31 protein-coding genes, 1 tRNA gene and 3 pseudogenes are annotated in these 23,386 nt (G+C 40.6%); 15 read left to right on the top strand and 20 right to left on the bottom strand.

What is annotated here, in order from left to right:
- Window positions 1-195: 195 nt before the first annotated feature.
- Window positions 196-747 carry an NADPH-dependent FMN reductase gene (locus ArsFIN_RS13140; protein ID WP_026823866.1) on the bottom strand — a complete coding sequence of 184 codons (552 nt, stop codon included), beginning with the start codon at window positions 745-747 and terminating at the stop codon, window positions 196-198.
- A gap of 165 nt (window positions 748-912) precedes the next feature.
- A complete protein-coding gene (locus ArsFIN_RS13135; protein WP_026823867.1) occupies window positions 913-1,350 on the bottom strand; it encodes a universal stress protein in 438 nt (145 codons plus the stop codon).
- Between the two features lie 269 nt (window positions 1,351-1,619).
- Between ArsFIN_RS13135 and ArsFIN_RS13130 the strand changes: the two are divergent.
- Window positions 1,620-2,833 (top strand): annotated as a pseudogene (locus ArsFIN_RS13130) (tyrosine-type recombinase/integrase).
- Here the strand turns inward: ArsFIN_RS13130 and ArsFIN_RS13125 are convergent.
- The 9 genes from ArsFIN_RS13125 to ArsFIN_RS13090 all read right to left on the bottom strand — a co-directional run bounded on the left by ArsFIN_RS13125 (window position 2,799) and on the right by ArsFIN_RS13090 (window position 9,714).
- Window positions 2,799-2,993: a hypothetical protein gene (locus ArsFIN_RS13125; protein ID WP_135677566.1), complete on the bottom strand. Its 195-nt coding sequence runs from the start codon at window positions 2,991-2,993 to the stop codon at window positions 2,799-2,801. The pseudogene ArsFIN_RS13130 and the gene ArsFIN_RS13125 sit on opposite strands and share 35 nt — an antisense overlap.
- A 219-nt stretch (window positions 2,994-3,212) precedes the next feature.
- Entirely contained in the window at window positions 3,213-3,458 is a 246-nt protein-coding gene (locus ArsFIN_RS13120) for a hypothetical protein (protein WP_135677567.1), read from the bottom strand.
- 23 nt (window positions 3,459-3,481) lie between these two features.
- Window positions 3,482-3,658, bottom strand: a complete 177-nt coding sequence (locus ArsFIN_RS26440) for a hypothetical protein (protein ID WP_167876666.1) — start codon at window positions 3,656-3,658, stop codon at window positions 3,482-3,484.
- Between the two features lie 169 nt (window positions 3,659-3,827).
- Window positions 3,828-5,252 carry a DEAD/DEAH box helicase gene (locus ArsFIN_RS13115; protein WP_407061981.1) on the bottom strand — a complete coding sequence of 475 codons (1,425 nt, stop codon included), beginning with the start codon at window positions 5,250-5,252 and terminating at the stop codon, window positions 3,828-3,830.
- Window positions 5,224-6,012: an antA/AntB antirepressor family protein gene (locus ArsFIN_RS27540; protein ID WP_246067226.1), complete on the bottom strand. Its 789-nt coding sequence runs from the start codon at window positions 6,010-6,012 to the stop codon at window positions 5,224-5,226. The genes ArsFIN_RS13115 and ArsFIN_RS27540 overlap by 29 nt, the downstream gene beginning before the upstream one ends.
- A gap of 65 nt (window positions 6,013-6,077) precedes the next feature.
- A complete protein-coding gene (locus tag ArsFIN_RS13105; protein ID WP_026824100.1) occupies window positions 6,078-6,842 on the bottom strand; it encodes a BRO-N domain-containing protein in 765 nt (254 codons plus the stop codon).
- Between the two features lie 288 nt (window positions 6,843-7,130).
- Window positions 7,131-7,412, bottom strand: a complete 282-nt coding sequence (locus ArsFIN_RS13100) for a PDDEXK family nuclease (RefSeq protein ID WP_135677823.1) — start codon at window positions 7,410-7,412, stop codon at window positions 7,131-7,133.
- Window positions 7,403-7,624, bottom strand: coding sequence for an ANR family transcriptional regulator (locus ArsFIN_RS13095; protein ID WP_135677730.1), 222 nt, complete (start codon window positions 7,622-7,624; stop codon window positions 7,403-7,405). Before ArsFIN_RS13095 ends, ArsFIN_RS13100 begins: the two co-directional genes overlap by 10 nt.
- Window positions 7,625-7,650: 26 nt before the next feature.
- Window positions 7,651-9,714, bottom strand: coding sequence for a DNA polymerase (locus tag ArsFIN_RS13090; protein WP_135677822.1), 2,064 nt, complete (start codon window positions 9,712-9,714; stop codon window positions 7,651-7,653).
- Window positions 9,715-9,932: 218 nt separating this feature from the next.
- On the opposite strand from ArsFIN_RS13090, the gene ArsFIN_RS13085 reads away from it, so the two are divergent.
- Together ArsFIN_RS13085 and ArsFIN_RS13080 are read left to right on the top strand one after the other, a co-directional pair.
- A complete protein-coding gene (locus tag ArsFIN_RS13085) occupies window positions 9,933-10,607 on the top strand; it encodes a helix-turn-helix transcriptional regulator (protein ID WP_135677821.1) in 675 nt (224 codons plus the stop codon).
- A gap of 11 nt (window positions 10,608-10,618) precedes the next feature.
- Window positions 10,619-10,694: transfer RNA gene (locus ArsFIN_RS13080), tRNA-Lys, on the top strand.
- Between the two features lie 2 nt (window positions 10,695-10,696).
- Here the strand turns inward: ArsFIN_RS13080 and ArsFIN_RS13075 are convergent.
- From ArsFIN_RS13075 to ArsFIN_RS13055, 5 genes are all read right to left on the bottom strand, one after another.
- Window positions 10,697-10,891: a hypothetical protein gene (locus ArsFIN_RS13075; protein ID WP_135677820.1), complete on the bottom strand. Its 195-nt coding sequence runs from the start codon at window positions 10,889-10,891 to the stop codon at window positions 10,697-10,699.
- Window positions 10,892-11,021: 130 nt separating this feature from the next.
- Window positions 11,022-11,576: a DUF2815 family protein gene (locus tag ArsFIN_RS13070; protein ID WP_135677819.1), complete on the bottom strand. Its 555-nt coding sequence runs from the start codon at window positions 11,574-11,576 to the stop codon at window positions 11,022-11,024.
- A 15-nt stretch (window positions 11,577-11,591) separates the two neighbouring features.
- Window positions 11,592-12,911 (bottom strand): DUF2800 domain-containing protein, encoded by a 1,320-nt coding sequence (locus tag ArsFIN_RS13065; protein WP_135677818.1) that lies wholly within the window; start codon window positions 12,909-12,911, stop codon window positions 11,592-11,594.
- On the bottom strand, window positions 12,883-13,863 hold the full coding sequence (locus tag ArsFIN_RS13060) for a hypothetical protein (protein WP_135677817.1): 981 nt from the start codon (window positions 13,861-13,863) through the stop codon (window positions 12,883-12,885). Before ArsFIN_RS13060 ends, ArsFIN_RS13065 begins: the two co-directional genes overlap by 29 nt.
- Before the next feature lie 12 nt (window positions 13,864-13,875).
- On the bottom strand, window positions 13,876-14,160 hold the full coding sequence (locus ArsFIN_RS13055) for a hypothetical protein (protein ID WP_135677816.1): 285 nt from the start codon (window positions 14,158-14,160) through the stop codon (window positions 13,876-13,878).
- A gap of 130 nt (window positions 14,161-14,290) precedes the next feature.
- Between ArsFIN_RS13055 and ArsFIN_RS13050 the strand changes: the two genes are divergently transcribed.
- Together ArsFIN_RS13050 and ArsFIN_RS13045 are read left to right on the top strand one after the other, a co-directional pair.
- Complete coding sequence (locus tag ArsFIN_RS13050) at window positions 14,291-14,737, top strand: hypothetical protein (protein ID WP_135677815.1); 447 nt, start codon at window positions 14,291-14,293, stop codon at window positions 14,735-14,737.
- A 201-nt stretch (window positions 14,738-14,938) separates the two neighbouring features.
- Window positions 14,939-15,280 carry a bssS family protein gene (locus ArsFIN_RS13045; protein WP_246067225.1) on the top strand — a complete coding sequence of 114 codons (342 nt, stop codon included), beginning with the start codon at window positions 14,939-14,941 and terminating at the stop codon, window positions 15,278-15,280.
- A 376-nt stretch (window positions 15,281-15,656) separates the two neighbouring features.
- Here the strand turns inward: ArsFIN_RS13045 and ArsFIN_RS13040 are convergent, their stop codons facing one another.
- Both ArsFIN_RS13040 and ArsFIN_RS13035 read right to left on the bottom strand, forming a co-directional pair.
- Entirely contained in the window at window positions 15,657-15,947 is a 291-nt protein-coding gene (locus ArsFIN_RS13040; protein WP_026824126.1) for a hypothetical protein, read from the bottom strand.
- A gap of 148 nt (window positions 15,948-16,095) precedes the next feature.
- Window positions 16,096-16,488 (bottom strand): helix-turn-helix domain-containing protein, encoded by a 393-nt coding sequence (locus tag ArsFIN_RS13035; RefSeq protein WP_026824127.1) that lies wholly within the window; start codon window positions 16,486-16,488, stop codon window positions 16,096-16,098.
- 75 nt (window positions 16,489-16,563) lie between these two features.
- Here ArsFIN_RS13035 and ArsFIN_RS13030 point away from each other — a divergent pair, with 75 nt between their 5' ends.
- The 3 genes from ArsFIN_RS13030 to ArsFIN_RS13020 all read left to right on the top strand — a co-directional run bounded on the left by ArsFIN_RS13030 (window position 16,564) and on the right by ArsFIN_RS13020 (window position 19,921).
- Window positions 16,564-16,779 (top strand): Cro/CI family transcriptional regulator, encoded by a 216-nt coding sequence (locus ArsFIN_RS13030; protein ID WP_026824128.1) that lies wholly within the window; start codon window positions 16,564-16,566, stop codon window positions 16,777-16,779.
- Window positions 16,780-16,798: 19 nt separating this feature from the next.
- Window positions 16,799-19,156: a DUF5906 domain-containing protein gene (locus ArsFIN_RS13025; protein WP_135677814.1), complete on the top strand. Its 2,358-nt coding sequence runs from the start codon at window positions 16,799-16,801 to the stop codon at window positions 19,154-19,156.
- 333 nt (window positions 19,157-19,489) lie between these two features.
- Window positions 19,490-19,921, top strand: a complete 432-nt coding sequence (locus tag ArsFIN_RS13020; RefSeq protein ID WP_210409075.1) for an antiterminator Q family protein — start codon at window positions 19,490-19,492, stop codon at window positions 19,919-19,921.
- Between the two features lie 353 nt (window positions 19,922-20,274).
- Here the strand turns inward: ArsFIN_RS13020 and ArsFIN_RS13010 are convergent, their stop codons facing one another.
- Window positions 20,275-20,526, bottom strand: coding sequence for a DUF1883 domain-containing protein (locus ArsFIN_RS13010; protein WP_246067171.1), 252 nt, complete (start codon window positions 20,524-20,526; stop codon window positions 20,275-20,277).
- Between the two features lie 355 nt (window positions 20,527-20,881).
- Here ArsFIN_RS13010 and ArsFIN_RS13005 point away from each other — a divergent pair, with 355 nt between their 5' ends.
- The 6 genes and pseudogenes from ArsFIN_RS13005 (at window position 20,882) to ArsFIN_RS28860 (ending at window position 22,390) form a co-directional block, all read left to right on the top strand.
- The gene (locus ArsFIN_RS13005; protein WP_135677812.1) at window positions 20,882-21,136 is read left to right on the top strand and encodes a hypothetical protein; all 255 of its coding nucleotides are present in this window, start codon (window positions 20,882-20,884) and stop codon (window positions 21,134-21,136) included.
- Between the two features lie 159 nt (window positions 21,137-21,295).
- Window positions 21,296-21,538, top strand: a complete 243-nt coding sequence (locus ArsFIN_RS13000; protein ID WP_135677811.1) for a phage holin family protein — start codon at window positions 21,296-21,298, stop codon at window positions 21,536-21,538.
- Window positions 21,539-21,603: 65 nt separating this feature from the next.
- Window positions 21,604-21,932: pseudogene (locus ArsFIN_RS28240) on the top strand (glycoside hydrolase family protein).
- A 15-nt stretch (window positions 21,933-21,947) separates the two neighbouring features.
- Entirely contained in the window at window positions 21,948-22,151 is a 204-nt protein-coding gene (locus tag ArsFIN_RS12990) for a hypothetical protein (protein ID WP_135677810.1), read from the top strand.
- Window positions 22,108-22,263 (top strand): annotated as a pseudogene (locus ArsFIN_RS12985) (lysis system i-spanin subunit Rz); the annotation flags it as partial. The gene ArsFIN_RS12990 and the pseudogene ArsFIN_RS12985, both read left to right, overlap by 44 nt.
- On the top strand, window positions 22,262-22,390 hold the full coding sequence (locus ArsFIN_RS28860; RefSeq protein WP_407061979.1) for a hypothetical protein: 129 nt from the start codon (window positions 22,262-22,264) through the stop codon (window positions 22,388-22,390). The pseudogene ArsFIN_RS12985 and the gene ArsFIN_RS28860, both read left to right, overlap by 2 nt.
- Window positions 22,391-22,544: 154 nt before the next feature.
- On the opposite strand, the gene ArsFIN_RS12980 is transcribed toward ArsFIN_RS28860, so the two are convergent.
- Window positions 22,545-22,790: a hypothetical protein gene (locus ArsFIN_RS12980; protein ID WP_135677808.1), complete on the bottom strand. Its 246-nt coding sequence runs from the start codon at window positions 22,788-22,790 to the stop codon at window positions 22,545-22,547.
- Between the two features lie 281 nt (window positions 22,791-23,071).
- Between ArsFIN_RS12980 and ArsFIN_RS12975 the strand changes: the two genes are divergently transcribed.
- The gene (locus ArsFIN_RS12975) at window positions 23,072-23,386 is read left to right on the top strand and encodes a hypothetical protein (RefSeq protein ID WP_135677807.1); all 315 of its coding nucleotides are present in this window, start codon (window positions 23,072-23,074) and stop codon (window positions 23,384-23,386) included.

Here is a 23,386-nt window from a genome sequence, read left to right as displayed (position 1 = left end):
AAGTAAAATTTATCAATATCGTGGGGAATTGAATTTAAATAAAAGAGAAATAAGATGTTTAAGTTATTAAAATGATAGATTATTTTATATTAAGTGATCAATTTTGATTTTTAGTTAGTAACTTGTTGTTATTGCTGAAGTAGTAAAGGCGACTTTTGCAATCGACTCGCCTTCAACTTTAGAATATTGATTTAATTAATTGAGTTGTTTTTTTAGAAAATGGCTATAAGCATCCAGCCACTTTTGCAAGAAAACCTTCGTTCTTTCCAGCAAATTACCTTGCTTGTCTATAATATTCTCATTCCATTGAATAAAAGCTTCTGGTTGATTGAGTATTGGCATATCCAGAAAAGTTAACACATTTCTTAAATGTTGTTGTGATAGTGCACTTCCCATGGCGCCAGGTGAAGTTCCGATAACCCCAGCTGGTTTTTGTGCCCACACATTTTTTCCATAAGGTCGAGAACCTTGATCGAGAGCATTTTTTAATACGCCAGGAATAGAACGATTATATTCTGCGGTAACAAAAATAACACCATCAGCATCGGCAATTTGTTGCTTAAAATCCAGCACCACTTTACTTGGTTGTTCATCATCATCTTGATTATAGAGAGGCAGTTTTCCTATTTCGGCGAAAAAAAATTGTATCTGTGGATGAGCTAGTTTGATTAATTCGTTAGCCAGTTTTTTATTATATGAACCTTTGCGTAAGCTACCCACGATGATAACGACTTTGTATTCTTTCATATATCACCTTTCACTTATTCAACGCCAAGCAAGTAATAGATTTGGCAAAAATTAATTATCTGATTTAATCATATTTACCAATGGATGATTCCTCTTAAAATAAGAATAATAATTAATTAGTAATATTGCCAGCAAGGCGGGATGATTATTCCCGCATAACTGTATTTATCTAATCACTAAAACTGGGATTTTAGCGTAATTTACTACTGCGGCGGCAGTTGAACCTAATAAATGGGTTTTAAAGTTAGGCCGGCGAGAGGCAATAACAATCAAATCAGCGTTAACTTCATCGGCAATTTCTAAAATAGCGTCTCTTGGTGGTTCTGCTTTAATTAAGCAGTGTACTTTTTCTTCTGGTATAGCAAATTTTTTTGTCATACTTTGTAGGGAATGTAGAGCTTGCTGTACAATTTCATCGTCATCGCGAATTGGCTGTTTGGAATAGACAATTTTACTAGCAATGAAAAAAGAAGGCGCATAAATTGCAGAGATAAAATAGAAATCAGGATCATCAGTTTGGCTTAGCGCATTAATATGCGGAACAACTTTTTGCGTTAAGGTGTCTTCAGACAGATCAATCGGAACTAAAATAGTTTGGTACATATTGTCTCCTGTCTTGGCATAATTTAACAAAATTTCAGACGTTATTATTTTATCATCAAATAATAAATATCTATCAACAATAGCCGTTAACCGTCATCGATAGTCGATATTTAATAATTAATACTATGTTTTATATCATTTTTATTTTCCATCTCAGTATATAATAGCTGTTTTTAGTCACCTATTATAATCCTTGTGTCATGAAATTTATGTACATATTGGTGTACATGAAATATCATAAAAAGATTGGACACAAGGAGAAAAAAAAGATGGCGGTAAGTGATTCATGGTTAAGAGCGGTAAATGGTAAGCCACAAGCTAAAATGGTGACTAAATCAGACAGAGAGGGGTTATCAGTTCGCGTAACACCAAAAGGTAAAGTGATTTTTCAATATCGCTATCGTTGGCAAGGGAAAGGTGATCGGATAGATATTGGAACGTATCCGGCAATCAGTTTAAAAGATGCGCGGGATAGTGCGCTTTTTTACCGTGGTGAATTGGAGCAGCATAGAAATCCTAAAGTGGTTAAACGCACTCGGAAGCAACAGTCGATTGATGCGCAAACCGTTGAGTCGGTTATCAGAGATTGGTGGGAAAAATCGCTTAAAAAATGCACAGATAAAAGCGGGTGAAATATTACGGTCATTTGAAATTTATGTTTTCCCCCAAGATAGGCAATTTGCCTCATGATGAAACGCATTTGCATGTCTGGTTATCGCTAATTGAAGAGGTGGTAAAAGCAAAACCGGCTATAGGAGCACGGATCTTGCTTTATACCAAAACCGCGCATCGGTGGGGGATACGTAGGGGAGTCATCAGTTTAAATCCGCTTATCGATGTGACCGCCCAGGACTTGGGGGTGATAAATCAACAGGGCGAGAGGGTATTAAGTGAAGAAGAACTCAGAGTGTTATTTGCGTTAATTGATGCCCCAGACTATAACCCTAGAAACGCCTTGATAATCAAACTGGCGTTGTTGTTTGGCTGCCGGATAGGGGAATTGCTAAAAGCGAAAATGGCCGATTTCGATTTCACTAAAGGAATATGGACAGTGCCACCTGAAAATCATAAAACAGGGCGAAAAAGCAAAAAGCCCATTATCCGGCCTATTATTCCAGCGGCAGAGGAATTGATAAAAACGGCTAAAAAATTAAGTCATGGCAGCGATTATTTGTTTATTGTATCGGAAGGGAAACCTTTGTGTGTCAGTGGGCATATTAGTTTTATTAGCAATCTCAACAAAAAAATGGCGTTAAAATTTGAAAGCTATACTCACTGGTCAATTCACGATTTACGTAAAACCATGCGTACGGGGGTTGCGGAGTTAACTCAACCCCATGTTGCTGAAATCATGTTAGGACATAAATTACCGGGGGTTTGGCAGGTATACGATAAGCACACCTACCTAGAGGAGCAGCGAGAGGCTTATGAGCGCTGGTGGAATAAAGTTAATCAAATCGTTTACCCATCTCCCAATCCATAATATCCTGCCGGGCAAAATTAAGCTCATCAGACCTAAACCGAGGGCGTGGAAAACCTTCCCTCCGTTGGTATCCGTTACCCGCCCACAGTCTGATAGTGTGAGTTGACACTCTATACCTTTTTGCCAGTTCACTGGTTTTGACAAAAGGGGATTCATTCATAGGATTTTCTCCTTTATTACATCTTTACACCTGTTTTTATATACAGTGATTGATTTTTTTGTTACGATTTTCTTTGTTGTGTGTTTGCTATTCACAACGTGATTTTCCCTGGTGTTGGCCAGCCTTGTGCTGGTCTTTTTTAATAGCTAAATGCTTACCTTTCGATATTGCTAATTAGAGTAGGAAAATTCAGGTGGGATAATGCTTATTCTCTTTATGCTACTTCTTCAAGGTATCGAGAAATACCCCCAAATAAACCATAAGAGCTGGCACTATGATAGTGCCAATAACTAGTAGCTCTTGTCCGCCTAAATGAATATTGCCTAATTCGCCACGTTTAAACCTGATTTGCGGGTCAATGACGACATCGGCATGGGCAATCTGACCAACAATGAGTTCGAAGGCGAACGCTGCGCTGATAAAAAGTAACGTAGTGATTAATAATTTGATGATGTTAAGTTTCATGGTTGAACCTTTGTAAAATTAGCTTATTTCTTAACGCAAATCGCTTTGGCATCTATATCTTTGAAAGTTTCCAATTCACGCTGAAATTGTTTAGCGGCGAATTGGCACATATTTTCAGTGTCGAATTCCTGAGTATGAACACTTGCAAAGTCACTTGAGGCATAAGGGCTGGCGTACATGGCTAAAATTAAAATCCACATGGTGAGTTCTCCGTTGTTAATACGAATAAGAATGATAACTATTTGATTTTAAAATATAAATATTTGTAAGTTTAAGGTTGATTCTTTATTTCTCTGCTATATTTACTTGGTTGTGTGTTTGATATTCACAATTTTTCCCTGGTGTTGACCAGCCTAGCGCTGGTCTTTTTTATTTCCTTTTCATCGCTTCCAGTAATAAATCCTGTATTGCCCGTTTTGAATTGCGCCTTTCCATGACCACTTCATCGAGTGTATCTTTAGCGACGATATGGTGAATAAAGACAGGGCGGTTATGCCCGGCTTGCGCTTGACGAGTAGGGCCGATACGTTCGATAATTTGCTGGTACTGCTCCAAGTCCCACCAGTGGGAGAAAAAAACCAGAATATTACCCCCGTCCTGTAAATTTAAGCCGTGTCCACAGCTTGCAGGATGGGCAAAGAGCATCGGAATTTTGCCATTATTCCAGTCCGTAAGGGTTTGTGGGTTAGCGTCTAACATTTTGCCTTTTGGAAATGCTTTTAACAGTCTTTCAAGGTCATGTTTCCAGTGGTAAGCAACCAGTACAGGCATTCCTCCGGCTTCATTGACAATACTTTCCAGCGCCTGGATTTTGGCATCGTGTATTTCTGTCCAGTTGTGATTGTCATCGCTATAAATAGCGCCTGCTGCAATTTGCAAACATTTTATTGTTTTGGCAGCAGCATTTAACGCTTCGATAGCGCTATCGCCCAACTCAAGAAACAGTTCTTTTTCCATCGCCTGATAGTGCGCTCGTGCTTTTGCTGGTAGTTCAACGTTGATGACGTTGTGTATCGGTTCGTCGATATCAAACCAGTCGGCGGCATTAAGTGATAAGGTGACATCGCTAAGCGCTGACTGAATTTGAAGATGCGCAAACCCTAAAGGCTCAAACCTGCTCCATTGTTGGCCAGGGAACTGGATACGATTAAACCAGCGGGACGTAAACGCACTATGCGTTCTGCCTAAGCGTTCGCCCTGGTCAACAAACCACGCTTGCCCCCATAAGTCCATCAGGCCATTGGGTGAAGGCGTGCCTGTTAGGTTTACCCAGCGATGAACCGATTTATGGGCGATTTTGGCAAGGGCTGCGGTGCGTTTACCCCCTTTGCGTAGCCGGAATGATTTTAACCGAGTGCTCTCATCGGCAATAATCGTACCAAAAGGCCAATTTTCTCCGAGGATGTCAACCAGCCAGACGAGATTGTCATAATTGATAGTAAATACGCTGGCATGGGTATTTTTGAGTGCTGCCATTCGTGATTTGGTGGGGCCAATGATGGGTTGCACTTCGATATTATGGAGATGGTTCCATTTAAGCACTTCATCCGGCCAGGTGGATTGGGCTACCCGTAAAGGGGCTAATACCAATGTGGGTTTGGTTTCACTGCCTGCAAGATAGAGATTTTCTAACGCCGTCAGCGTTGCTGCCGTTTTACCCATTCCCATTCCCGCCCAGACATTTGAGCGTTTTATATCGAGTAGGTGATTGATAATGAGATTTTGGTAAGCGCGAGGGGTGAAGGTTTTAGCGATTGTCTTTTGTTCAGGCGACAATCTGGATAGTTTTGTCATGGGTATGTAATCCGTTCCAGTTCTTTTTCATGGGGAGTTTGTCAGCCAGATACTGGTCATAAAGTCGCTGTGCGCCTTTTCTCAGCAAAACAGGACGATAACTAATGAAACTATTCGCACCATGTGGGCTTATTTCGTTTTGTTTTTCGGTTAAATATTTATCCCGAGCGGTAGCGGCAACACGCCAGCGTAAATTGTTGCCGGATTTACTTTCGTTATAGAGCCATTTAAGTCCTGCCAGAAAATGATTTATCTGCTGACTGTTTACCCCGTTAAGCATTTTGCTAAATTGGGTAGGGGTCATACCTTCTTTGAAGAGATTTTTAAGACAATCGTTTTCTGTTGAGAGGCTTTTGTTTTCCAGTAATAACTGTTCTTTCTCTTCCTCGGCACGAACAACCATGAGAGCGAGTTCTTTTGCTGTTGGTAGTAATGTTTGAGGTTGTAAAACGCGTCGTTCACATTCAATAAAGTACTGCCTTGCCTGTTTCCCTTTTTCATTACGCTCAACCATTGATAACTCTTTCGCCATATCGAGGGAAATTGCGTATTCCTTTGTAGGACGGCCACCATTTGGGGTTTTTCCTAAAATTACGATAAAGTCCTGACTCTCAATAAATCCATATTGTTGAATGCGATCTTTTATCCAATCAGCAAATTTCTGCTTGCTTTCTAAAAACTCATGTAAATCACGGGCATTAACCGTTTGGATTAATGCGTCATTGATGTTTTTTGTTTCGATAGTGATTAAAATTGACATAAAGGTATTCCTCAATAATGAAATTGATAAAAGATTGCCCCTTTAAAAAGGGGCGTTAAGATTAATTAGTGGCGTTCTAAGAAATGGGTCAACTCACCTTCGTACCAATGGTCAGTGCGCGCGGTAATTATCCCGATTTGTTGATGGTGGAATTGCTCAAAAAGCTGTTTTATTTCTGCTAATACGGTATCGATATTCTCACGTTTACGCAAAAGGCGTTTGATAACTTGTTTTTCAGCGTCATTGATAATTTGTCGTAGTGACTCGGTAATATAATAAATACGGCGACACTCATCAGCCATTAACGGTATATGCTCCACCTGAAAACGCTCCGGTGATGGTGTGCCAGTCACTTCGCGTAAAGCCAGCCACACCGCATTACTCCACGAACGCTCAAACCGTAAGCCATTTGTCATACACCAAACTAAATGCGTCAGGTTACGGCTGTCTGAATGGCTAAAACGCTCTGCGGCTTTCGTTTGGGGTTGTGGTTGATGGCGATCATATCTGCCAGTTTTGCGGATCGAGGGGAGAACTTCATTAAATACCCAGTCCTGAAATTGTTTTGCTTCGGGCTTATTGCTACGGAAAATAACACGATAAAGGTTAGGTTCATTCACATAAACAAGTTGTTGGTTTCCGCCTTTTGTAGGGGTTACATGTTTTGTAATCCCCTTATCATCCATTCGGAAGCGTTCAGGGCTTGCGACAATAATAGATAAAATTTCACATACATCTTTCAGGCAAAACCAAGGTTCACCGCTGATTATCTGAATACGTACATTATGGGTCTCTTGGAAAGAAAATGAGATAGCTTGTGCGGTAGTCATAATATGACCTCCGATGGTAGTATTTGGATTTACTCACCGCTAAAGCTGCGAAACTTATCGGCGGTGAACTGAACAGGGTTCGCAGTACCGGAACTACCGACCGGCCAACCTTACGGTTGCCCCATCCAGCTCACCATTGAATTGTGGCTAGATTACGACATTAAAAAACACGCTCGCGGCGTGTGCATGTCGCGGTAGCTTACGGCAGGCTGCGAAACCTGACATCTGATTTTGCAGATGCAAGTAAACTATAGCGCATGATTTCTTCTTTCGTCAATAAGTTAATTTTCAGTCAACAGTGGGTAAGATACTGCTTAGATCCTGACTATCTAGTACGATGACCTGATGGCCTAGGGCAAAAAGCCTTGCGTGTTCGCGCAATTGATAGGGGGTAGGTTTTTCGCCCGGTGCTTTGCACTCCACAAAAATAATCTTGCCATTGGGCAGGGCGACTAATCGGTCAGGCACGCCTCGTCGTCCGGGGGAAACAAACTTATAGGCAATGCCACCGATTTTTTGCACTTCACGCACCAAATGTTTTTCGATACTCTCTTCCCTGATTAACCGCATGAATACATCCTTTTAATATTTTCCCGTTTTATTTGCATTAAGCAAAAATCGGCGCGGTTCTCACTCCAGATACGGTTATTGCGATTGCGCGCCAATCGGTTTGCCTGTGCCCATGCGCGCGCTGCTTCATGGTATTGCCCTGACTGCTCAAGGTGTACCGCGTCCTGTGCAGCCTTAAAATAAAGGGGGCTGTCGTTTTTTCTAAAGGCCATGATGTTTATTTTATCCTGTGTATTATTTATTCTTTTCGATAGCGATAAGTCTCAAACCCCGCTGCACTAAGCGGTAAATCAAAAGCCCAGTCAGGCTTGGCACTTAACAGTGCGCTTAACCCCTCAGCGGAAAATTGTGGGGTATCGGGCGCTTCGCTGATAATCTCATCATGGACGGTTAAGACAATCTCATAACCCGCCTTTTCAATAGACGGCATGTTACAGGCTAATACATCCCGAGCGGCAGCCTGACAGATATTTTCTGTGATTTTCCCGCCATAGGTTTTTAGCCTTTCCCATTTTCGGCTGTAGGGATTAGTCCCCATGTAGGTGATTTGTCCATTCTCTATTCGCGCAGAAGGGTAGCAAAGACTACGACCTGATGGTAGACAAATCCTGAGCCAGCCTTTATCGCGACGGACGCTAAGTTTACGGCACCTAAACGCTATCCCCGGTGATTGAATCGCCTGTTTTACTGCCTTTTCAATATCGTACCAGAATGATACGGTTTGTGGATGGGCATTGCGCCACATGCGCTTAAGGGAATCGCAGGTAACAAAGACTTTTTCGCTGAGGCCATAAGTTTTATCTGTTTCAACAGATTTTTGATACCAGCTTATCGCCTCTCGCTTAACGTTATGCGGTATATTAGGTAATGCGGCTTCCGCCAATTCATCTAAATCTAGGCCATAGGCGAGGGCAAATGTCAAAAATGCCGCAACCCCACCGCCATAGCCTAAGCCGAGTTCCATTACCTTACCGATTTGTCGTTGGGCTTTAGTGACGTTCTCTGGTAAAAGATAAAACGCGCGTGCGTAAGCGAGTTTATAGAGGTCATCGCCTTTGCCGTTATCAAACTCGCTAAAAGCGTTGACTTTCCAGTTTTCCCCTGCCAGCCATGCCAGCATGCGGCCCTCAATATTCGACAAATCGGAGATAACCAGTTTTTTACCCGGTGGGGCAATAATACATCCTCTAAGCGCAGAACTGGTCAGTTGCATAATGTCATCACAAATCAGCTCGGCGCAACCCGCTTTTAACGCTTCAACCCCCTCATCAATGGTTTTTTGGTCAAGCGTGGGTCTGGGGAGATTATCCGGTTGAAAAATCCGCCCCGCCCATCGTCCAGTACGTGAAGCGCCACAAAACTGTTTGGTTCCTCGAAGTCGTCCATCTGCACTCACCGATTTCAACAGCGCTTTATATTTACTGGTGCTGGTTGTGCACGATTGCAGACGGACTGACAGCAGTTCACGTAAAGCCCGTGGAATATCAGGGTCATTAACGCGTCGCTGTAGCGTGCTGGCTTGCATATCCGGTAACGTGATGCCAAATGCCGAGGCAATATGCTGTAATAGTGCATCACGTTGGGTTGCGGACTGTACGGTGTTATCCGTTAATTGCCGGGTGACGGCTGATAACCGCTTTTGCTCGTTTTCAACGGCGGTTAAGGCGCTTTTGGCCAACTCAACGTCCATACCCATTCCACGGCGATTAATCTTTTGGTCTAACTGCCATAATTGGGTTTCGTCCACACTCATATTCCAACGCGGTAAATGCTGATAAATCTCACGCATGGCTAAAATATCAGAACCTGCGTATTGCTTAAAACGTTGCCATTCTTCGAAATGTGTTAACACCGTGGCGCGTTGTATTTTGCTGTTTTTAGGGCGCGGTTTGCAAAATAGCTGTATGAGCGCTTTACCTTCTTTATCTTTGGCTTTATCGCTATTGACGTTGAAGATATCGCAAAGCGAACCCAGTGCGCCAGGTAAGCAATGTGCCAGTGCTTGCACCAGCGTATCGTGAACGCGGGATAAGGGTAAGTCGATATTTAACACTTTGCTTAAAATCACCGTATCAAACATCCCCCCATTATGCCAAACGGTTAAAATTTCAGGGTCATCGAGGTAGGCTTTTAAATCCTTTGGCATCGTTTTATCTTCAGTCACATCCCAAACCTTTACGGGTTCATGATTGTACGCATACGCAAAAAGTAATATTTCTGCATTTTCAGCATAGCGATGCGTGCCACAATTAATCGGAATATTGCTATAGGTTTCTAAATCGCAAAATAGTAAATTTTGCATGTAAAAATTCCTCAATAATGAAATTGATGAATGATTGCCCCTGTAAAAAGGAGCTTTAAGATTAAATAAAGGGCGTTCTAGGAAGTGGGTCAGTTTACCTTCGTATCAGGAGTTATCAGTACACGAGATGCTTTAATAAGAAAGCGGTTTTTATTTTTGTTTTTTTTTATTAAAAAACGAAACTTAATTATAAAAATTAAATTATAATAGGGATCTTTATGAAAACTCGCGATGTACTAACAAGTCATTTGATTTCGTTTATGGAAAAACAGGAACATGATTGTTGGAATATAAAAGATATTGAATTTCGTTATATTTACGCCAACAAAGCTATGTTTTTTAATTCCTGTTTACCCATGAACTTTAATATCGAAGGTCGTCGCCCTTCTGAATGCCCTGCATCGTGGAGTGAAAATAGTGGTATACTTGAAAGAGAGGCCGAAATTATTCAGAAATTAGGTAAGCCAATATATTCTATTGTCACACACATCTCAGGAAAAGAGCAGACATTTCGTTCTTTTTTTGTTGAAAAATTTCCTTACTTCCATCAGAATGAAATTATAGGTACCTTAAGCCATTCAAAAAAAATATCCCCTCGATTACTATCAGAAGCTTTCTTTAAGAATCCCACGACACCTTCTTTTTTAACCAATCACCCACCGAATAATTTATTTACGACTGAAGAGCTTAATGTGTTTTTTTTTGTTATGAAACTTATGAGCAATCAAGAAATAGCATTGCGGTTAGGTACATACTCTTGTGTTGTAGAGCAAATAATACAACAGATATATAAAAAGATTGATATTTACACACGAAAACAACTGAGAGATTATGGTATCGCTGAAGGTTTTGATAATTACTTTCCACCATTTTTGTTAAAAGGATTGTTATAAATTACTATCATGGGTTATTAGCTCAGTGGGTAGAGCAGTGGACTCTTAATCCATCGGTCGCAGGTTCGAACCCTGCATAGCTCACCATTTTACTGATGGTTTTTTGCCAATCGTTTATTCTCTTTTCTCAAGTACTGGTTTTCTTCTGCCAGTAGTTGAATCATATTGATTAATGTTTTGGTTTCCTCATCAGCGTAAACGGGTTGTTCCAGGTTAAGCAGATAATGGTGGTTGTTACTGGGATTAGTAAGTGCAATGGTTTCACTCATATTATCTAATTTCATTTTTGAGACTCCTCGGGTTATTTACACGTTACATATCAAATTTTCCTTAAGATAAATTGAGTAAAAATCACTCATATTTTTGAGCGGTGCCTTATTATTTAACCACTTAAGGCGGCAGTGGTTCCTGGTGTTAGCTTGCCAATAACTCCTCTTCCTCAGCCATGCTCAGGTCGTCAAATTCGTCAACGGAGGCCACACTTCCACCGCTAAATGCATCGCCATCCCGGAAAAACTGAACCCCTCTTAATGATGCGGAGACGCCTTTACCGTTATTGTCATAGGCGTAAAACTCAATGGTGGCGTTAACGTAGCAGCCAGAATAGGGGCGACCATCCTGTGCGGTGAGTGGTGTGCGGTTTACGTCAATGACTAACGGTCGATCTTTGTTACTGGCGGTGATGTACATGTTTCCGGCATAGCCGTCGTATTCTTTATTGTCCCCGTCGCGGAAGCAAAAACGGTTGTTGGAGTGGCAGATGCTGTTATAAATTTTTTCTACCTCTTTGGCTCCCCATTTTTCCTTAATAACCGCCTTAATCCCCGTGTTGATTTCCTCAATCAGGTCAGTACGATTTTTGGCGATAAGGAAATTTGCTCGGTATTTGAACGCTCCTTGACCACTGACTTGTGTAGGTTCAAATAATTCAGGAAAAGCCAGACGTACGTTGTTTAATTTGATTTTCATAGGGTTACCTTTTAATTAAATGGATTTATCAACGAGTGCTGCTTCGGTCACATCGTCAAAGTCGTTTAAGGGGTTAGTAATAATGGCAGGTCTTGGGTCTGATTCTGGTGCGATGACGGGTTTACCGTCTGCTCGCTCAATAAGCGCTTCCAGTTTTGCCCAGCGACTCGGTTTGTCTTTTTTAAGCAATTTTTCAGCCTGTGGGGGGCTGATAATTTTCTTGTGGTAGATTTGCTCCTGTTTAAGTTTGGCATTTTTTAACAGCGTTTCGGCTTCACGCTCATCACCCCATAGGCGATTCCCCTGTTTGCCAGTCACCAGTTTAAAGCCTGGTACCGACAGCCCGTTGTGTAATGTTTCGGCGACCCGATTTCGCAGGGCTTTACAAAAGCTCTCTATCAAATCAACATTCTGGTAGAGTTTTGCCATTTGTGCAGGGGTTAGCAGCGTAATGCGTTTGATAGCATCACTTAGTTGGAGGTTCAAAGGCCGAGTTAAATCGACAAAATCGCCTCTGACTTCATTATGGACAAACTGCGCCTGAGCAAAACACAATCCGCCTTTTGCTTTGCAGAACTGGCATTGCTTAATACCCGGTGAAAACGCACTATCCGGTAGCGCATCAAGCCCGTTGCGCTCGGCGAGGGTTGCCATCTCCATGGCTTTTTTCGCGCCTGATTTAGCCTGTTCGCCAAATTCTTTTAAATCCTCAACCGATAGTGCCCATTCAGACAGATGGTTAAGCCTGGGTTGATGGATGAAAAGCCGAACCGTTTTGAAATCATAAATAAGGTCAAATTGATGTAAGGCTCCCAGAGCATAAAGCATCAGCTGCGCATTGTTATGGGCATCGACTTTAACGCCTTTACCGTATTTTAGGTCATGGATTTGTAGCTCATCCTCGCTGATAATAATCGCATCGGCGGTACCAAAAGAATTCTCTACGTCAATGACGGCTGAAAAGTCAACGCGCTCCTCAACCTGTAAGATTTTCCCGTCCGCCAGGTGCCAGACAGTATCAACATAGGTCTGGACGTGTTCAATCATCTCTTCATCCACTTGTGGCGAATTAGCTTTCAACAAGGGATACGTGCCGATATAATCCTTTGCATCAAAGCCATATGTTCGTCTACACCCTTCACTAAACGGGTTTTGACGCATTTTTAAGACACTTTCTGCTAAGGCGTGCGCCGCGCTGCCTTCTTCCGCAAACGGCGATGTTTTATCGGGTAAGGTGGCTTCTACTGCGAGACTGGCGCTACATCTCATCCATCTATGCGCTGAGGAGGGGGAAAGTTTTGCATGTTCAGCCATCACTACCCTCTGCGTTATCATCGGCTAAAACGCGTTGGGCTTTCTTGATAAACTGAACCAGATTGTCATCAGGAATATCACCTAGCCTTTTAGCGTTGAATTCATCGAGTATTTTAACGACTTCATTCCGATAGCCTTTTTTTGCCAATTCGGTGATCAGTTTTGAAGACTTAGTTCGTGGGTCTTCAGCTTCTACCAATTTCACTTCCGCCGGTGTAGGCAATTCACGCACTAATGACAAGGCAAATTCGCGACGATCGGTAATGTCAAAGAGATTATCCCAATTAGCCAACGTTTTTAGGCATATCGTAAAAATTTTAACTTTGGGAAGAAATGTCACCTTAGGTAATCCATTTAAGGCGCAATAAAGTGCATCAATTTGTCCGGTAACACTATTTGCTTTCTCAGATGCAAGCATTGCGCTGGCGCTAGCAATTTGCGTACTGTCAGGTTTAAGCGCTTTGTCACCAAACAAGACGGATAGGGCGACGACGTGACGCAAATCAAGCGATTCAATATCAACCGGTTCGGGCTTAAGTTCTACTTTAGGCTCTTCTTTAGGCTCTTCTTTAGGCTCTTCTTTAGGCTCTACTTTAGGTGCTTCAACAATTGGTTTAACGGCTTTAGCAGGTTTCGCTTCTGCCCGAAGGGTTTTAACCTTTTTCTCGGCGACAACGGGGGCTGGTTTGTCTTCGGCTTTAGTGGGCACTTCGATAGTAATTTTAGGCTCAATCACTTCTTTAGTCTCAACCATAGCTGATGGCGCAACAGGTTGAGGCTTAACGTCCGGTGTGAAGGGTTTTGGTTTGTTCGCCCTTGTCGGTTCATTTGGGTCACTCGGGTCATTTTCAGTATGTGCGACCAACTGACTGATTAACATTTTATGGGCTTCGGCTAGTTGATTGTGCGCCATTATCATTTGCGTGTGGTTTTCTGCCAGTCTTGCCAGCAGGGGAGTATTTGCGGTAAGCATGATGCGGTGACCTCAACGGTATATAGTGACAGGGAACTGGTGATTGCCATTGCGCTTTAGCGCTTCTAATTTTTGTAAATAGCGTAAACGCCGGACGTTGTTGTTCATCGGAAATCGCTCCGATGACAGGATTTTTGCTTTTTGCATGGTGGTTTTTCCGATGGAATGGGTTAGATAGGGTATGCCTGATATTTCTGGCGCGTCAGGCTCGCTCCCTTTTGTGTATTCCCACAACACACAAAACAGGTTACTATGTGTTTCCCGCAACACATAAAAAGAGATAATGATGTCTGACAAAAAATCGGTTACAGAAAAGGTAAGAACGATTGATCATCTAGCATCTAAAATGATTAGACCAACACCACAACCTAAATCACCGCCATCAAAAAGCTCAGGGGGTGAAAGTAAAAAATAAGGATTGATAGTTATGAACCGAGAAGACATCACCGATAGAATTCTCTATGGTCATTATCTTGAACAGTTGTTTGCAATAATCACTGGACGCATAGATAGATTTATCTCGGTATTACTGTTAATTTTTGGTTCAGCGATTGTGTTGAATGGAAATCCTTTCTTTTTTGGTATATCGATCGTTGTCCTTTCAGCCATTCAATTAACATACCAATTTGGCAAAAAATCAGGAGCAGCAAAGAAAAAAGCGTTTGATTATCTAAAACTTTACACCAACGAATCTAAATTTGATGATAGTGAATTAAGAGAGAGATTATTAGAACTGGAAAGTACCGATGACATCATATGGCCTTGTCTGGAACCGATAGCGCTACTTAAAACGCAGATCAGGTTGAATGTTGACCTCCAGTTTCAAGAAAAACTATCTTACTATCAAAAAGTTATACGTTTGGTATGCGGTTGACCTCCTAAATACAAATCAATTTTGGCGGTGTGTGCCGGAGGTATCCGGTTTATATCTACAGCCATATTGGTAGTACCTTGGTGTTGGCTTTTAACTTAATGGCTGTATTTTGGTTATTTCACACACCCCAAAACCGACTGTTTGGGTGTTTTGTGGTTACGCTTTTTCAGCGAAAGAGTGTTAAAGAGCGGTACTGCTTAATTGCATTTAAATTTATTGCGCCTGTCTTTTCACCACATCAGGCTCGGTGGTATCCTTGCTGTTCTCTACAACAACAAAGAAGAAAAAATTATGTCTAAAAAAAATGATATTCCCACGTTTCCTATTGCTGGTTGGAAAATCGGTCCTTTACCAGGTTACGATGCGCTGGCGTTGAAATTTCAATTTCTTTCGTCGCCTATGCAGTCAATTAATGAAGCTCAGGAGACTCAGTTCTTTATTATTAATCCACAGATGGCTCGAACACTCATTGCTGATCTAACCAAACATATTGACACCGTGGAAAAGTCTGCCATTCAATCTCCTCAAGGAGATACCCACTAACTAAAAACACAGTACTAACCGCTTTTTGTTCAAAGCGCCTAATTTCATAGGTGCTTTTTACATTCGTCATATCTTAAATCCTTTTGAATTACTGTCGTCACTCACCATAGGCCACTTCGCAAAATGACCTATAATTAGTGTTTTTGCGTTTGTACAGTCTGGTATGGCTGCCTGTCCCTTGACATTGCTGTCCTGCAAAGAGCGGATCGCACTCAATGCAACGTGTATACCTGCACTCATACAGACATAACGCGCTGTACATTCCGACTTTCTAAATTGTTAAAGAGCGTGTTAGTAGTTATTTGTTTGTCTTACACTGTACATGTAGCTATTTACACAAATAACGTACTTTTGATAGAATGTTTAATGGGCATTTTTAACTTTTATTTTTTCTAGTGCTAAAATACTCTGTAAATTTCTTTTGTTTTTCTGGATATGCTTTATTTGTTGCGTTGATGGTTTCTGAATTAGTATGAGCATCGTTTGTTAACTCGATTTGGTCACGCACTTTCATTGAAAGTGATTTTAATTCAATTGCTTTATCTAGAACCAAAGCATTCAAAACATCTCTTTCCTCGCCGGAAAGACTAAAAGAAATTCTTTGTAGTAACTCTATTTGCTCTGATATATCAAAAATCTTAGCTAGTAATGTAAAGTTGTTACCCATTCGTAAGTCTCCTTACTAATTTTAATAAAGTTTAGTTTACACAAATATCAATGTCAAGATGTAAGGTAAATTTTATTTTACCTTATCTTGATATGGATAATTTTAGTGAAGAGACTTAGATATACGTTGTGTAGTTTTATCTAACAGCTTATTTTTGAGGCGAAAGTTTTTGAGTGAGTTCGGTGTATAATTTTCTATAATATTCGACTTTGTCTTCAAGCATTTTTATTAGATTATCTTTTTCAGTATCAGGTAGTTGCTGAGCAAGTCTAAGTATTTTAATATCAGATGCTTCAATGTTTAGGTCTTGTATTTTCTCCAAACGATCTATACCAGCAATGATCCATTCAGGTGAGCATTTCAAGGCTTCGGATATATTCATTAATTTATCCCCACCTAAAACGCTTACTCCTCTTTCCCATTGAGACACCGCTACGCGACTGACCCCGATTAGGTCAGCTAAATCTATTGCTCTTAGACCTAATTCAGTTCGTCTTTCGTAAATTCTACGGCCTATTGCTTCCCTATCATATTCAGCCACTTGTAAACTCCTCTTTATTATGTAAAATATTATTTATAAAAAGTAAACTTTAATTTATAATTTTGAGGTTTCTGAATGTTAAAAGCAATTGTTGTTAGTTATTTTCGCTCAAAAAGGAATGTTGCTAAAGTTTTGGGAATATCTCCACAGGCTGTTGGACAATGGCGGGATGTTATCCCTGAAAAATCTGCATTACTTATTGAAAAAATAACCAATGGATCACTTAAGTATAGTCCTGAGTTATACAGAAAACACCATACCGAAAATTCACAACACAATAATACCGACTAACACTAAGGCAAAATAACCCATGCAAATAAATTATTCTGTCGGGCGTAGTGTTACTGATCAGCGCCCGAGTCCTGCTGTTGCTGGCTCGTATGACGAGCGTGATCACCTAAAAACATGGGGTGCGGTGCCTGATGAATGGGTGCACTTCGATTTAGTCCTTGGTTATACCGATAGGTTATTACCTGTAGTTTGTAATGCTGAGGCTACGATTTCGCCTTCCAGTAAAATGAAAGCACTAGGTAAAACGCCCTCAATCTATAATTCTCAGCGACAGGTTATTGGTATAACCGAATGGACTAGCAAATCTTCCTCAGGGGCAGATATTGAAAAATGGATGATGGAGCCTGATTACGGTATATGTGTCAAAACGGGCTCTGGCATAGTAGCACTGGATTGTGATAGTGACGATGTTGATGTCCAAGCACGTATCCAGGCCTTTATGCTACAGTCCTTTGGTCAAATCCCACCACGCCGTTTTCGAAATAACAGTAACAAATGCCTTTACCTCATCGCAGTAGAAGGTGAGTTTTCTAAACGTGTACATCGTTTAAAAAACGATTTGGGGATCGTTGAGCTGCTCGCGAAAGGGCAACAATTTGTTGCCATCGGCGCCCATCCTACTGGTGCCCGGCTTCAATGGGATAATGATTTACCGTCTGAACCTTTTATGATCACTGAAAAACAATTGAATGATTTTTGGAAGGACTTAGCGGATGGATTGCCCGTTGTGTCGTCGTCTGAATCGAGTCGCTTAGGTAAAGTAAGAGACCGTTCGATCGTAACGCCTAATGCAACCGATGAAGTCGCTGAGTTCTTGGATAGCCAGGGGCTAACACTAGACTATGGGCGTAATGGTGAACGCTATATCACTTGCCCTTTTGAAAGCGGACATAGCACTGATAGTGGGGTTACCAGTACGGCGTATTTCCCTAAAAATACAGCGGGGTTTGAAGTAGGGCATTTCAAATGTCTTCATGCCAGTTGTGCACATCGAAACGATGGCGATTTCTTGCACGCTATTGGGTTTGGTAAAGATGATTTTGATGATCTGTCGTCTAATAAGACTGAAGAGGGTTTTACCGATATCAATATGGATATGACAAGTCATTTCCTTGAACGTTTCATTTATGTAGTCAAAGGTGATCAGGTGTGTGATTTATCACGGCCCCCTTATAATTGTGTTATTGAGATGAAATCATTTAAAAATCTGATGGCGCCTTTTCAAATACCATCAATAAGTAAAAAGGGTCAACCAACTTCTGCAACGAAACGCTGGATAGAGCATCCTAAAAAACAAGTGGCTGAAAGTATTGGATACCAACCCGGCAAAGGACGTTTAATTAAACGACATGATGGGCGCTTTGATATTAATGAGTTTTATCTACCTGACCATGCGAAGGTTTCGAATTTTGATAAATCAGATAACATCTTTCTTAAACACATGGAATACCTTTTGCCTAAAAAAGAGCAAAGGGACTTTTTCATTGCGCGTTTAGCCTGGATAGTCCAACGCCCCGATCGTCGATGCCCTATTACTATTCTTCATATATCGTTGTTACATGGAACGGGCAGAGGATGGGTGATTCAACTGATGGAAAAAATTCTAGGCTCCTGGAATTGTACAAGGGCGAAAATGGATGTTATCTGTAAAAATCAATACCATGACTATTTACATCATTCTCTACTATGTACCGTGGATGAAGTAAGAGAAAACACGGATAAGCGGTATTCAATTAGCGATCAACTACGTGACATTCTTACCGAGCCTAGATTTGAAGTTAATAATAAATATGGAAAGAAAATAACTGAAGACATTTTTACCAGCTTTCTGTTTTTATCAAACCATATAGATGCCATTATTATCCCCGAAGAAGACAGACGTATTGCAGTCTTTGGGGGGCCTGATCACTTACAAGATGTCAAGTATTATGAAACCCTTTATCGTCATTTACAAGACGCTAATTTTATATCACAGGTATTTTGGTACTTAAAATCCATTGATTTGAATCAATTCAATTGGCAAAGAGCACCTGATACTGAAGAGCGTCAGATCATGATAGAAAGTAGCCGTTCAGATGTTGCCAAAACCTTGCACGATTTGATTGATGCGCCTATTTCTCCCGTTATGACCTATCAGCAGATAGTTAATTTTATTATTGGTGATATGGGTTCAGCAGTGGAGATCAACGCTAAACAAATTACGGCGATTTTAAGAGCAAAAGGGTTGACGCAATATGCAAAATTAAAATTTAAAGGCGACACAGTTCGTCCTTGGATACTTGTTAAAAAAAGAAAGTTAACAAACGAAGAAGTACGTACCGAATTAGAAAAATGCGAAAATTTACAAGAGAAGGTGGTAGGTGGCACTTACTTTTAAAACTTTTATTTTTTTTTAAGAGTGAGAAAAGTGGCAGGTGGTGGCATATAAAAGAATAACTGCCACCTTAAAAAAATCAATAAAATCAAAGCATAAACCCTAAAAGGTGGTAGGTGGCATGTGTTTTAACATATTACGTGCGAGATAGTGTAATATTATGTTACATAATATACGTGTTTTATATATATATATGTTTAAAGTATCTGCCACCTCCCCCCTTTTTTGTAAAGATGTAGATACGGTAAGGCTTAGTACAGGGGGCTGATAGGTATTTTAAGCACCACCCTGTGCCACCTCTACGTTTTTCACACTTCTAGGAGGAGTGAAAAGATCATGAGCAGAGACATTGAGAAAATACTACTCCACTGGGGCGGTTGGTGTGCGGGTAATCCGTATGCGGCAGTGAGCTGGTTGCCTGTAGCAGCGGGCTTTAGTCGCCTCATGCCGTTTACAGGCGCAAATCGCTTATCGTGCAGTGATGCGGACGGGCTGGTGATTGATGTGTGCGTCAGTCGCCTTAACACGGTGGGTATGGCGAGAGAGTTGAATTATATCGAGGATTATTACATCAGGGGGGTATCGAAGCGCGCCATCGCGCGAAAGTTTGCGGTACGCGAGGATGAGGTGCGAAAAAGAATGCAAATTGCGGAAGGATTTGTTCTAGGATGCCTAGAAACCCTTGATATTCAATTAGATATCGACATATTGTACAAATATCACACAAACGGTTATCAAACACTAGTGCGGCCGCAAAAGGTATGCTAAAGTGCCCATGATGAATTTTTGCGTCCAGCAGAAATGTACGCTGATAAATAAAACCTCGATTAATTATTTTTTTTTGCTCACCTCGCTTTTTGCGGGGTTTTCTTTTTTAGTTTTGTTGTTACCCAAATAGTTATATCTTGTTTGTGCACTACTTTTTATAAGCTCGTAGGGTACATATAAGGTAATGTCACAGGTATCGTATGCGGATTATTATAAAAAATAAAAATGAAGTTGTTTGGTATAGAAACATTGAAAAAGGTGAAGGCATGGCATCAAAGGGATATACGAAGGACGGAACGCAACATGAAATTATATCCGCCCTGGAATATGCACTAGAACAGTCTAGAGCGGAGTTAATGTGCTGGAATGACAGATATAGAATGTCTGAGGGTAGCTGAGCCTCCACCAAGATCTAGTGTTATGTTCCAATATCCATTATGCGGAACAGTAAGTTGAGCAGGTAGTCTTTTAAAAAATCCGCCACCGCCATGATGATGAAATGTTCTTCCATTACGATAATTATTAAATTCAGAGTCTGTTGTCATAAGTATGTTGCATTGATGGGTACAATTTATAACAACAGTGTCACCTGTGTTTAATTGCATTCTTTTGTGTAAGAAATTCATTAATAATTAGTCCTGTATATAAACAGGGCTTTACACAGATCATCAAGTGGAATAAACTAAATGCGTGATCACATGTAAAACCTTGTCGTTTTATCTTCTGTCCCTGATAGTTATCGCTATCAGGGATTCCTATATATATATAGTGTCTACTACTCAAAATATACACTATATGTCGTTATTATATTCTTGAGCAAAAAAAGATCGACTTACGAATTTTTAACTCCTCCCTGATGATGGTTTTTTCGTTTACGCCACCGCAAAACTGACAGATAAAATAGCCTAAATGAGTAAGGCGGCTGGCTCCCTGTTCAATTGTTAAACATGAGGCTAAAGTATGGACGAACGTATGGAAGTATTAGAAAGTAGAATAGGTGAATTGGAAAAACAGTTCACAGAGATGAATAAGGTGAACTGCTGTATTAAATCAGAACATAGTGTTAATGCTATTCTTCAAAATGCTTTAGATTTAACCCATGTAGAAAATGCAACATCCAATTTTAAACCAAATTGTAAAGTTACTTATCAACAAGCAGTCATAGACAAAGTCTTGGTAAAGGATAATTTTATATTAGAAGCTATTATAAATTAGCCATCCCTTAGATTGGTTACTCTGGGCTGAATTGAAAGTTTATCTCAAATATCTATTTGATGCTTTGAATTCTTTTTTGGAAAATTATCATGAAAAATTTATGCCCTCCTCTTTTTTAACAAATAATTCAAAGCAATGGAACCCTCAGTGGGAGGGTATATGCGCATGTCTGAAAAATACTCAACACCTGCGGCCTATCTGTGGGGCATCATGACCTCCATCGGTGGCGTTATAACAACGATTTTTGATTTCTTAACCCTTGACCAGTGGGTTGCGGTGATGGGTATCGGCTGCACGATAGGGACATTTTTTATCAACGTGTACTACCGCAAAAAGGAGTACAAACTCAAAGAGCGTCAGTATGAAGATACCGAAAAAAATATTGATGGCAACAGGCGGTAGCGCGTTGTTTCTGGCATCAAGCATGATAACGCATTTCGAAGGGTTGAGACTTAAGCCCTATTTTGATGGTGGCGGTGTGCTTTCTGTCTGTTATGGGCACAGGTAACGATATTGAGCGTAATCGGACGTACACGCAAAAGACTGCGATAAATGGCGATGACGATTTAAGGGCGGTTAAACGCTATGTTGACCCGCTGGTTAAGGTCAATATCAATACACTGACTCAGGCAGCCCTTTACTCATTTGCTTACAACGTGGGCGTGGGAAATTTTGCCAAATCGACATTACTCAAAAGCTCAACGCTAATGACCGAAAAGGCGCTTGTGATGAAATGAGACGATGGGTTCATGTTGATGGTAGAAAATGGAAAGGATTAATGAACCGCAGGAAATAGAGAGCGTAATATGTTTTGGCGACCTGTCACACCCATCTTGATAATCATTGTTGGATTGATGATTTATCTCAGCGTTGTCTTATCAAACTACAAAATCTGAAAACACAATACCACACACTAAAACAGGAATATCACGCACAAATTGAAGCGGTGAAATTACAGCAGCAAAAAATCGATGCTTTGCACCAACTGGATATTCAACACACTGAAACTCAATAATGCCAAAGCTGAAATTGCTAAGCTGCATGATACTGTTCGCGCTGGCACTAAGCGGTTGCGTGTCAACGCCGTGTGTCGTGCATCCAAAACCGCTACCGCCAAGAGCCGATATGATGAAGCCAGCCCACAACTTGGTGAGGCAGCTCGACAGGATTATTTCCATCTCAGAGATGATAGCTGAGAACGAAAAGCAGACGGAATATCTACAGCAGTACATCAAAACACAGTGTAGTGGTTAATTTTGATTTATTTTAAGCGTAAAAATAGTTTTATATCTGCCACCTGTTTTAATAATAAATTGTATGCCTCATCCGTTCTGGATTTTCATGCTTGAGCTGATTAAAAGTCGATTGATATTGACAAATTAAAGCTTCGAAGCGTTTCTGTTGTCTTTTAGATAACCGTCGCATTAAGCATGTTATGGAGATTCTGGTAAGAGGAATGCAGTAGTAAAACCCGTTGTTCAAACCATGACTGCATATAATCAAAATAGTCAATTATGGGTTCAGCACGTTCATTAAACTCTTGTCTTTTATCTCTACCTATGGCGTGTTTGTTACCAATATATAAGCCCAAAAAGAATGTTAATAAACTAATCAGAGGTGAGTAAAGTTGCAGGATTTTTATCAAATCATTCATGAATATTGGTGGCTCCTTTATCCAATAATTACGTTTATTTTTGGCTTGCTATGTGGTGGTTTAACAGGTTGGCCACCATTCAGTTGGAAATAATTATTAAAGATTACCATTAATTTGAAATAGGTGAGCTATGTCTGAAAAAAATGCACCAGAAATTAGAGTAAGAATAAAGGCTGATGATAGTGATCTCATTAAATGAGAAGGTCGTGTGGAAGGTATTGCTAATTTGATGCAACAAATGGGGTCAATTAACGAAGAAAACATATCCAGCCAGTTTGCAAATGGCAGTACAAGAGGCTTGTAATATAGGTGCTCGAGAAGGCGCGAAAAAAGCAAGAGATAAACAAATCAATGATGAAAAAGAGACATCGATAAAATTATCAAAACTGTTTATTAGGGGTGTGTTTAAAGGCTATGCACTTACCGTTAATGGCAAGATACTCTCTAATCAGGAATCGACGGTTATAGAGAGTAAACCGCAGGAAATTCCACGTGTTAAGGCCTCTTTCATTGTGACTGATGAGATGATAGTTGATGCGCCTGATATACATTTAAAAGATTACATTTATCGGTCAGCAGAAGAAGTGAATGCTTAA

The organism is Arsenophonus nasoniae (assembly GCF_004768525.1).
Taxonomy (GTDB): Bacteria; Pseudomonadota; Gammaproteobacteria; order Enterobacterales; family Enterobacteriaceae; genus Arsenophonus; species Arsenophonus nasoniae.
The sequence above is the reverse complement of the archived record's forward strand: the minus strand, read 5'-3'. Positions and strand labels throughout refer to the sequence as shown.

Bases quoted from the DNA above. Each gene is read 5' to 3' on its own strand.
- ArsFIN_RS13085 (WP_135677821.1), top strand. From the start codon at position 9,933: ATGAAAACTCGCGATGTACTAACAAGTCATTTGATTTCGTTTATGGAA.
- ArsFIN_RS13060 (WP_135677817.1), bottom strand. From the start codon at position 13,863: ATGCTTACCGCAAATACTCCCCTGCTGGCAAGACTGGCAGAAAACCAC.
- ArsFIN_RS13020 (WP_210409075.1), top strand. From the start codon at position 19,490: ATGAGCAGAGACATTGAGAAAATACTACTCCACTGGGGCGGTTGGTGT.
- ArsFIN_RS26440 (WP_167876666.1), bottom strand. From the start codon at position 3,658: ATGTGGATTTTAATTTTAGCCATGTACGCCAGCCCTTATGCCTCAAGT.
- ArsFIN_RS13000 (WP_135677811.1), top strand. From the start codon at position 21,296: ATGCGCATGTCTGAAAAATACTCAACACCTGCGGCCTATCTGTGGGGC.
- ArsFIN_RS13075 (WP_135677820.1), bottom strand. From the start codon at position 10,891: ATGAAATTAGATAATATGAGTGAAACCATTGCACTTACTAATCCCAGT.
- ArsFIN_RS13095 (WP_135677730.1), bottom strand. From the start codon at position 7,624: ATGGCCTTTAGAAAAAACGACAGCCCCCTTTATTTTAAGGCTGCACAG.
- ArsFIN_RS13010 (WP_246067171.1), bottom strand. From the start codon at position 20,526: ATGCAATTAAACACAGGTGACACTGTTGTTATAAATTGTACCCATCAA.
- ArsFIN_RS13140 (WP_026823866.1), bottom strand. From the start codon at position 747: ATGAAAGAATACAAAGTCGTTATCATCGTGGGTAGCTTACGCAAAGGT.
- ArsFIN_RS13120 (WP_135677567.1), bottom strand. From the start codon at position 3,458: ATGAAACTTAACATCATCAAATTATTAATCACTACGTTACTTTTTATC.
- ArsFIN_RS13005 (WP_135677812.1), top strand. From the start codon at position 20,882: ATGGACGAACGTATGGAAGTATTAGAAAGTAGAATAGGTGAATTGGAA.
- ArsFIN_RS13090 (WP_135677822.1), bottom strand. From the start codon at position 9,714: ATGCAAAATTTACTATTTTGCGATTTAGAAACCTATAGCAATATTCCG.
- ArsFIN_RS13115 (WP_407061981.1), bottom strand. From the start codon at position 5,252: ATGACAAAACTATCCAGATTGTCGCCTGAACAAAAGACAATCGCTAAA.
- ArsFIN_RS13030 (WP_026824128.1), top strand. From the start codon at position 16,564: ATGTTAAAAGCAATTGTTGTTAGTTATTTTCGCTCAAAAAGGAATGTT.
- ArsFIN_RS13105 (WP_026824100.1), bottom strand. From the start codon at position 6,842: ATGACTACCGCACAAGCTATCTCATTTTCTTTCCAAGAGACCCATAAT.
- ArsFIN_RS27540 (WP_246067226.1), bottom strand. From the start codon at position 6,012: ATGTCAATTTTAATCACTATCGAAACAAAAAACATCAATGACGCATTA.
- ArsFIN_RS13070 (WP_135677819.1), bottom strand. From the start codon at position 11,576: ATGAAAATCAAATTAAACAACGTACGTCTGGCTTTTCCTGAATTATTT.
- ArsFIN_RS13135 (WP_026823867.1), bottom strand. From the start codon at position 1,350: ATGTACCAAACTATTTTAGTTCCGATTGATCTGTCTGAAGACACCTTA.
- ArsFIN_RS12980 (WP_135677808.1), bottom strand. From the start codon at position 22,790: ATGAATGATTTGATAAAAATCCTGCAACTTTACTCACCTCTGATTAGT.
- ArsFIN_RS13050 (WP_135677815.1), top strand. From the start codon at position 14,291: ATGAACCGAGAAGACATCACCGATAGAATTCTCTATGGTCATTATCTT.
- ArsFIN_RS13025 (WP_135677814.1), top strand. From the start codon at position 16,799: ATGCAAATAAATTATTCTGTCGGGCGTAGTGTTACTGATCAGCGCCCG.
- ArsFIN_RS13040 (WP_026824126.1), bottom strand. From the start codon at position 15,947: ATGGGTAACAACTTTACATTACTAGCTAAGATTTTTGATATATCAGAG.
- ArsFIN_RS13125 (WP_135677566.1), bottom strand. From the start codon at position 2,993: ATGAATGAATCCCCTTTTGTCAAAACCAGTGAACTGGCAAAAAGGTAT.
- ArsFIN_RS28860 (WP_407061979.1), top strand. From the start codon at position 22,262: ATGATGAAGCCAGCCCACAACTTGGTGAGGCAGCTCGACAGGATTATT.
- ArsFIN_RS13100 (WP_135677823.1), bottom strand. From the start codon at position 7,412: ATGCGGTTAATCAGGGAAGAGAGTATCGAAAAACATTTGGTGCGTGAA.
- ArsFIN_RS13065 (WP_135677818.1), bottom strand. From the start codon at position 12,911: ATGATAACGCAGAGGGTAGTGATGGCTGAACATGCAAAACTTTCCCCC.
- ArsFIN_RS12975 (WP_135677807.1), top strand. From the start codon at position 23,072: ATGGCAGTACAAGAGGCTTGTAATATAGGTGCTCGAGAAGGCGCGAAA.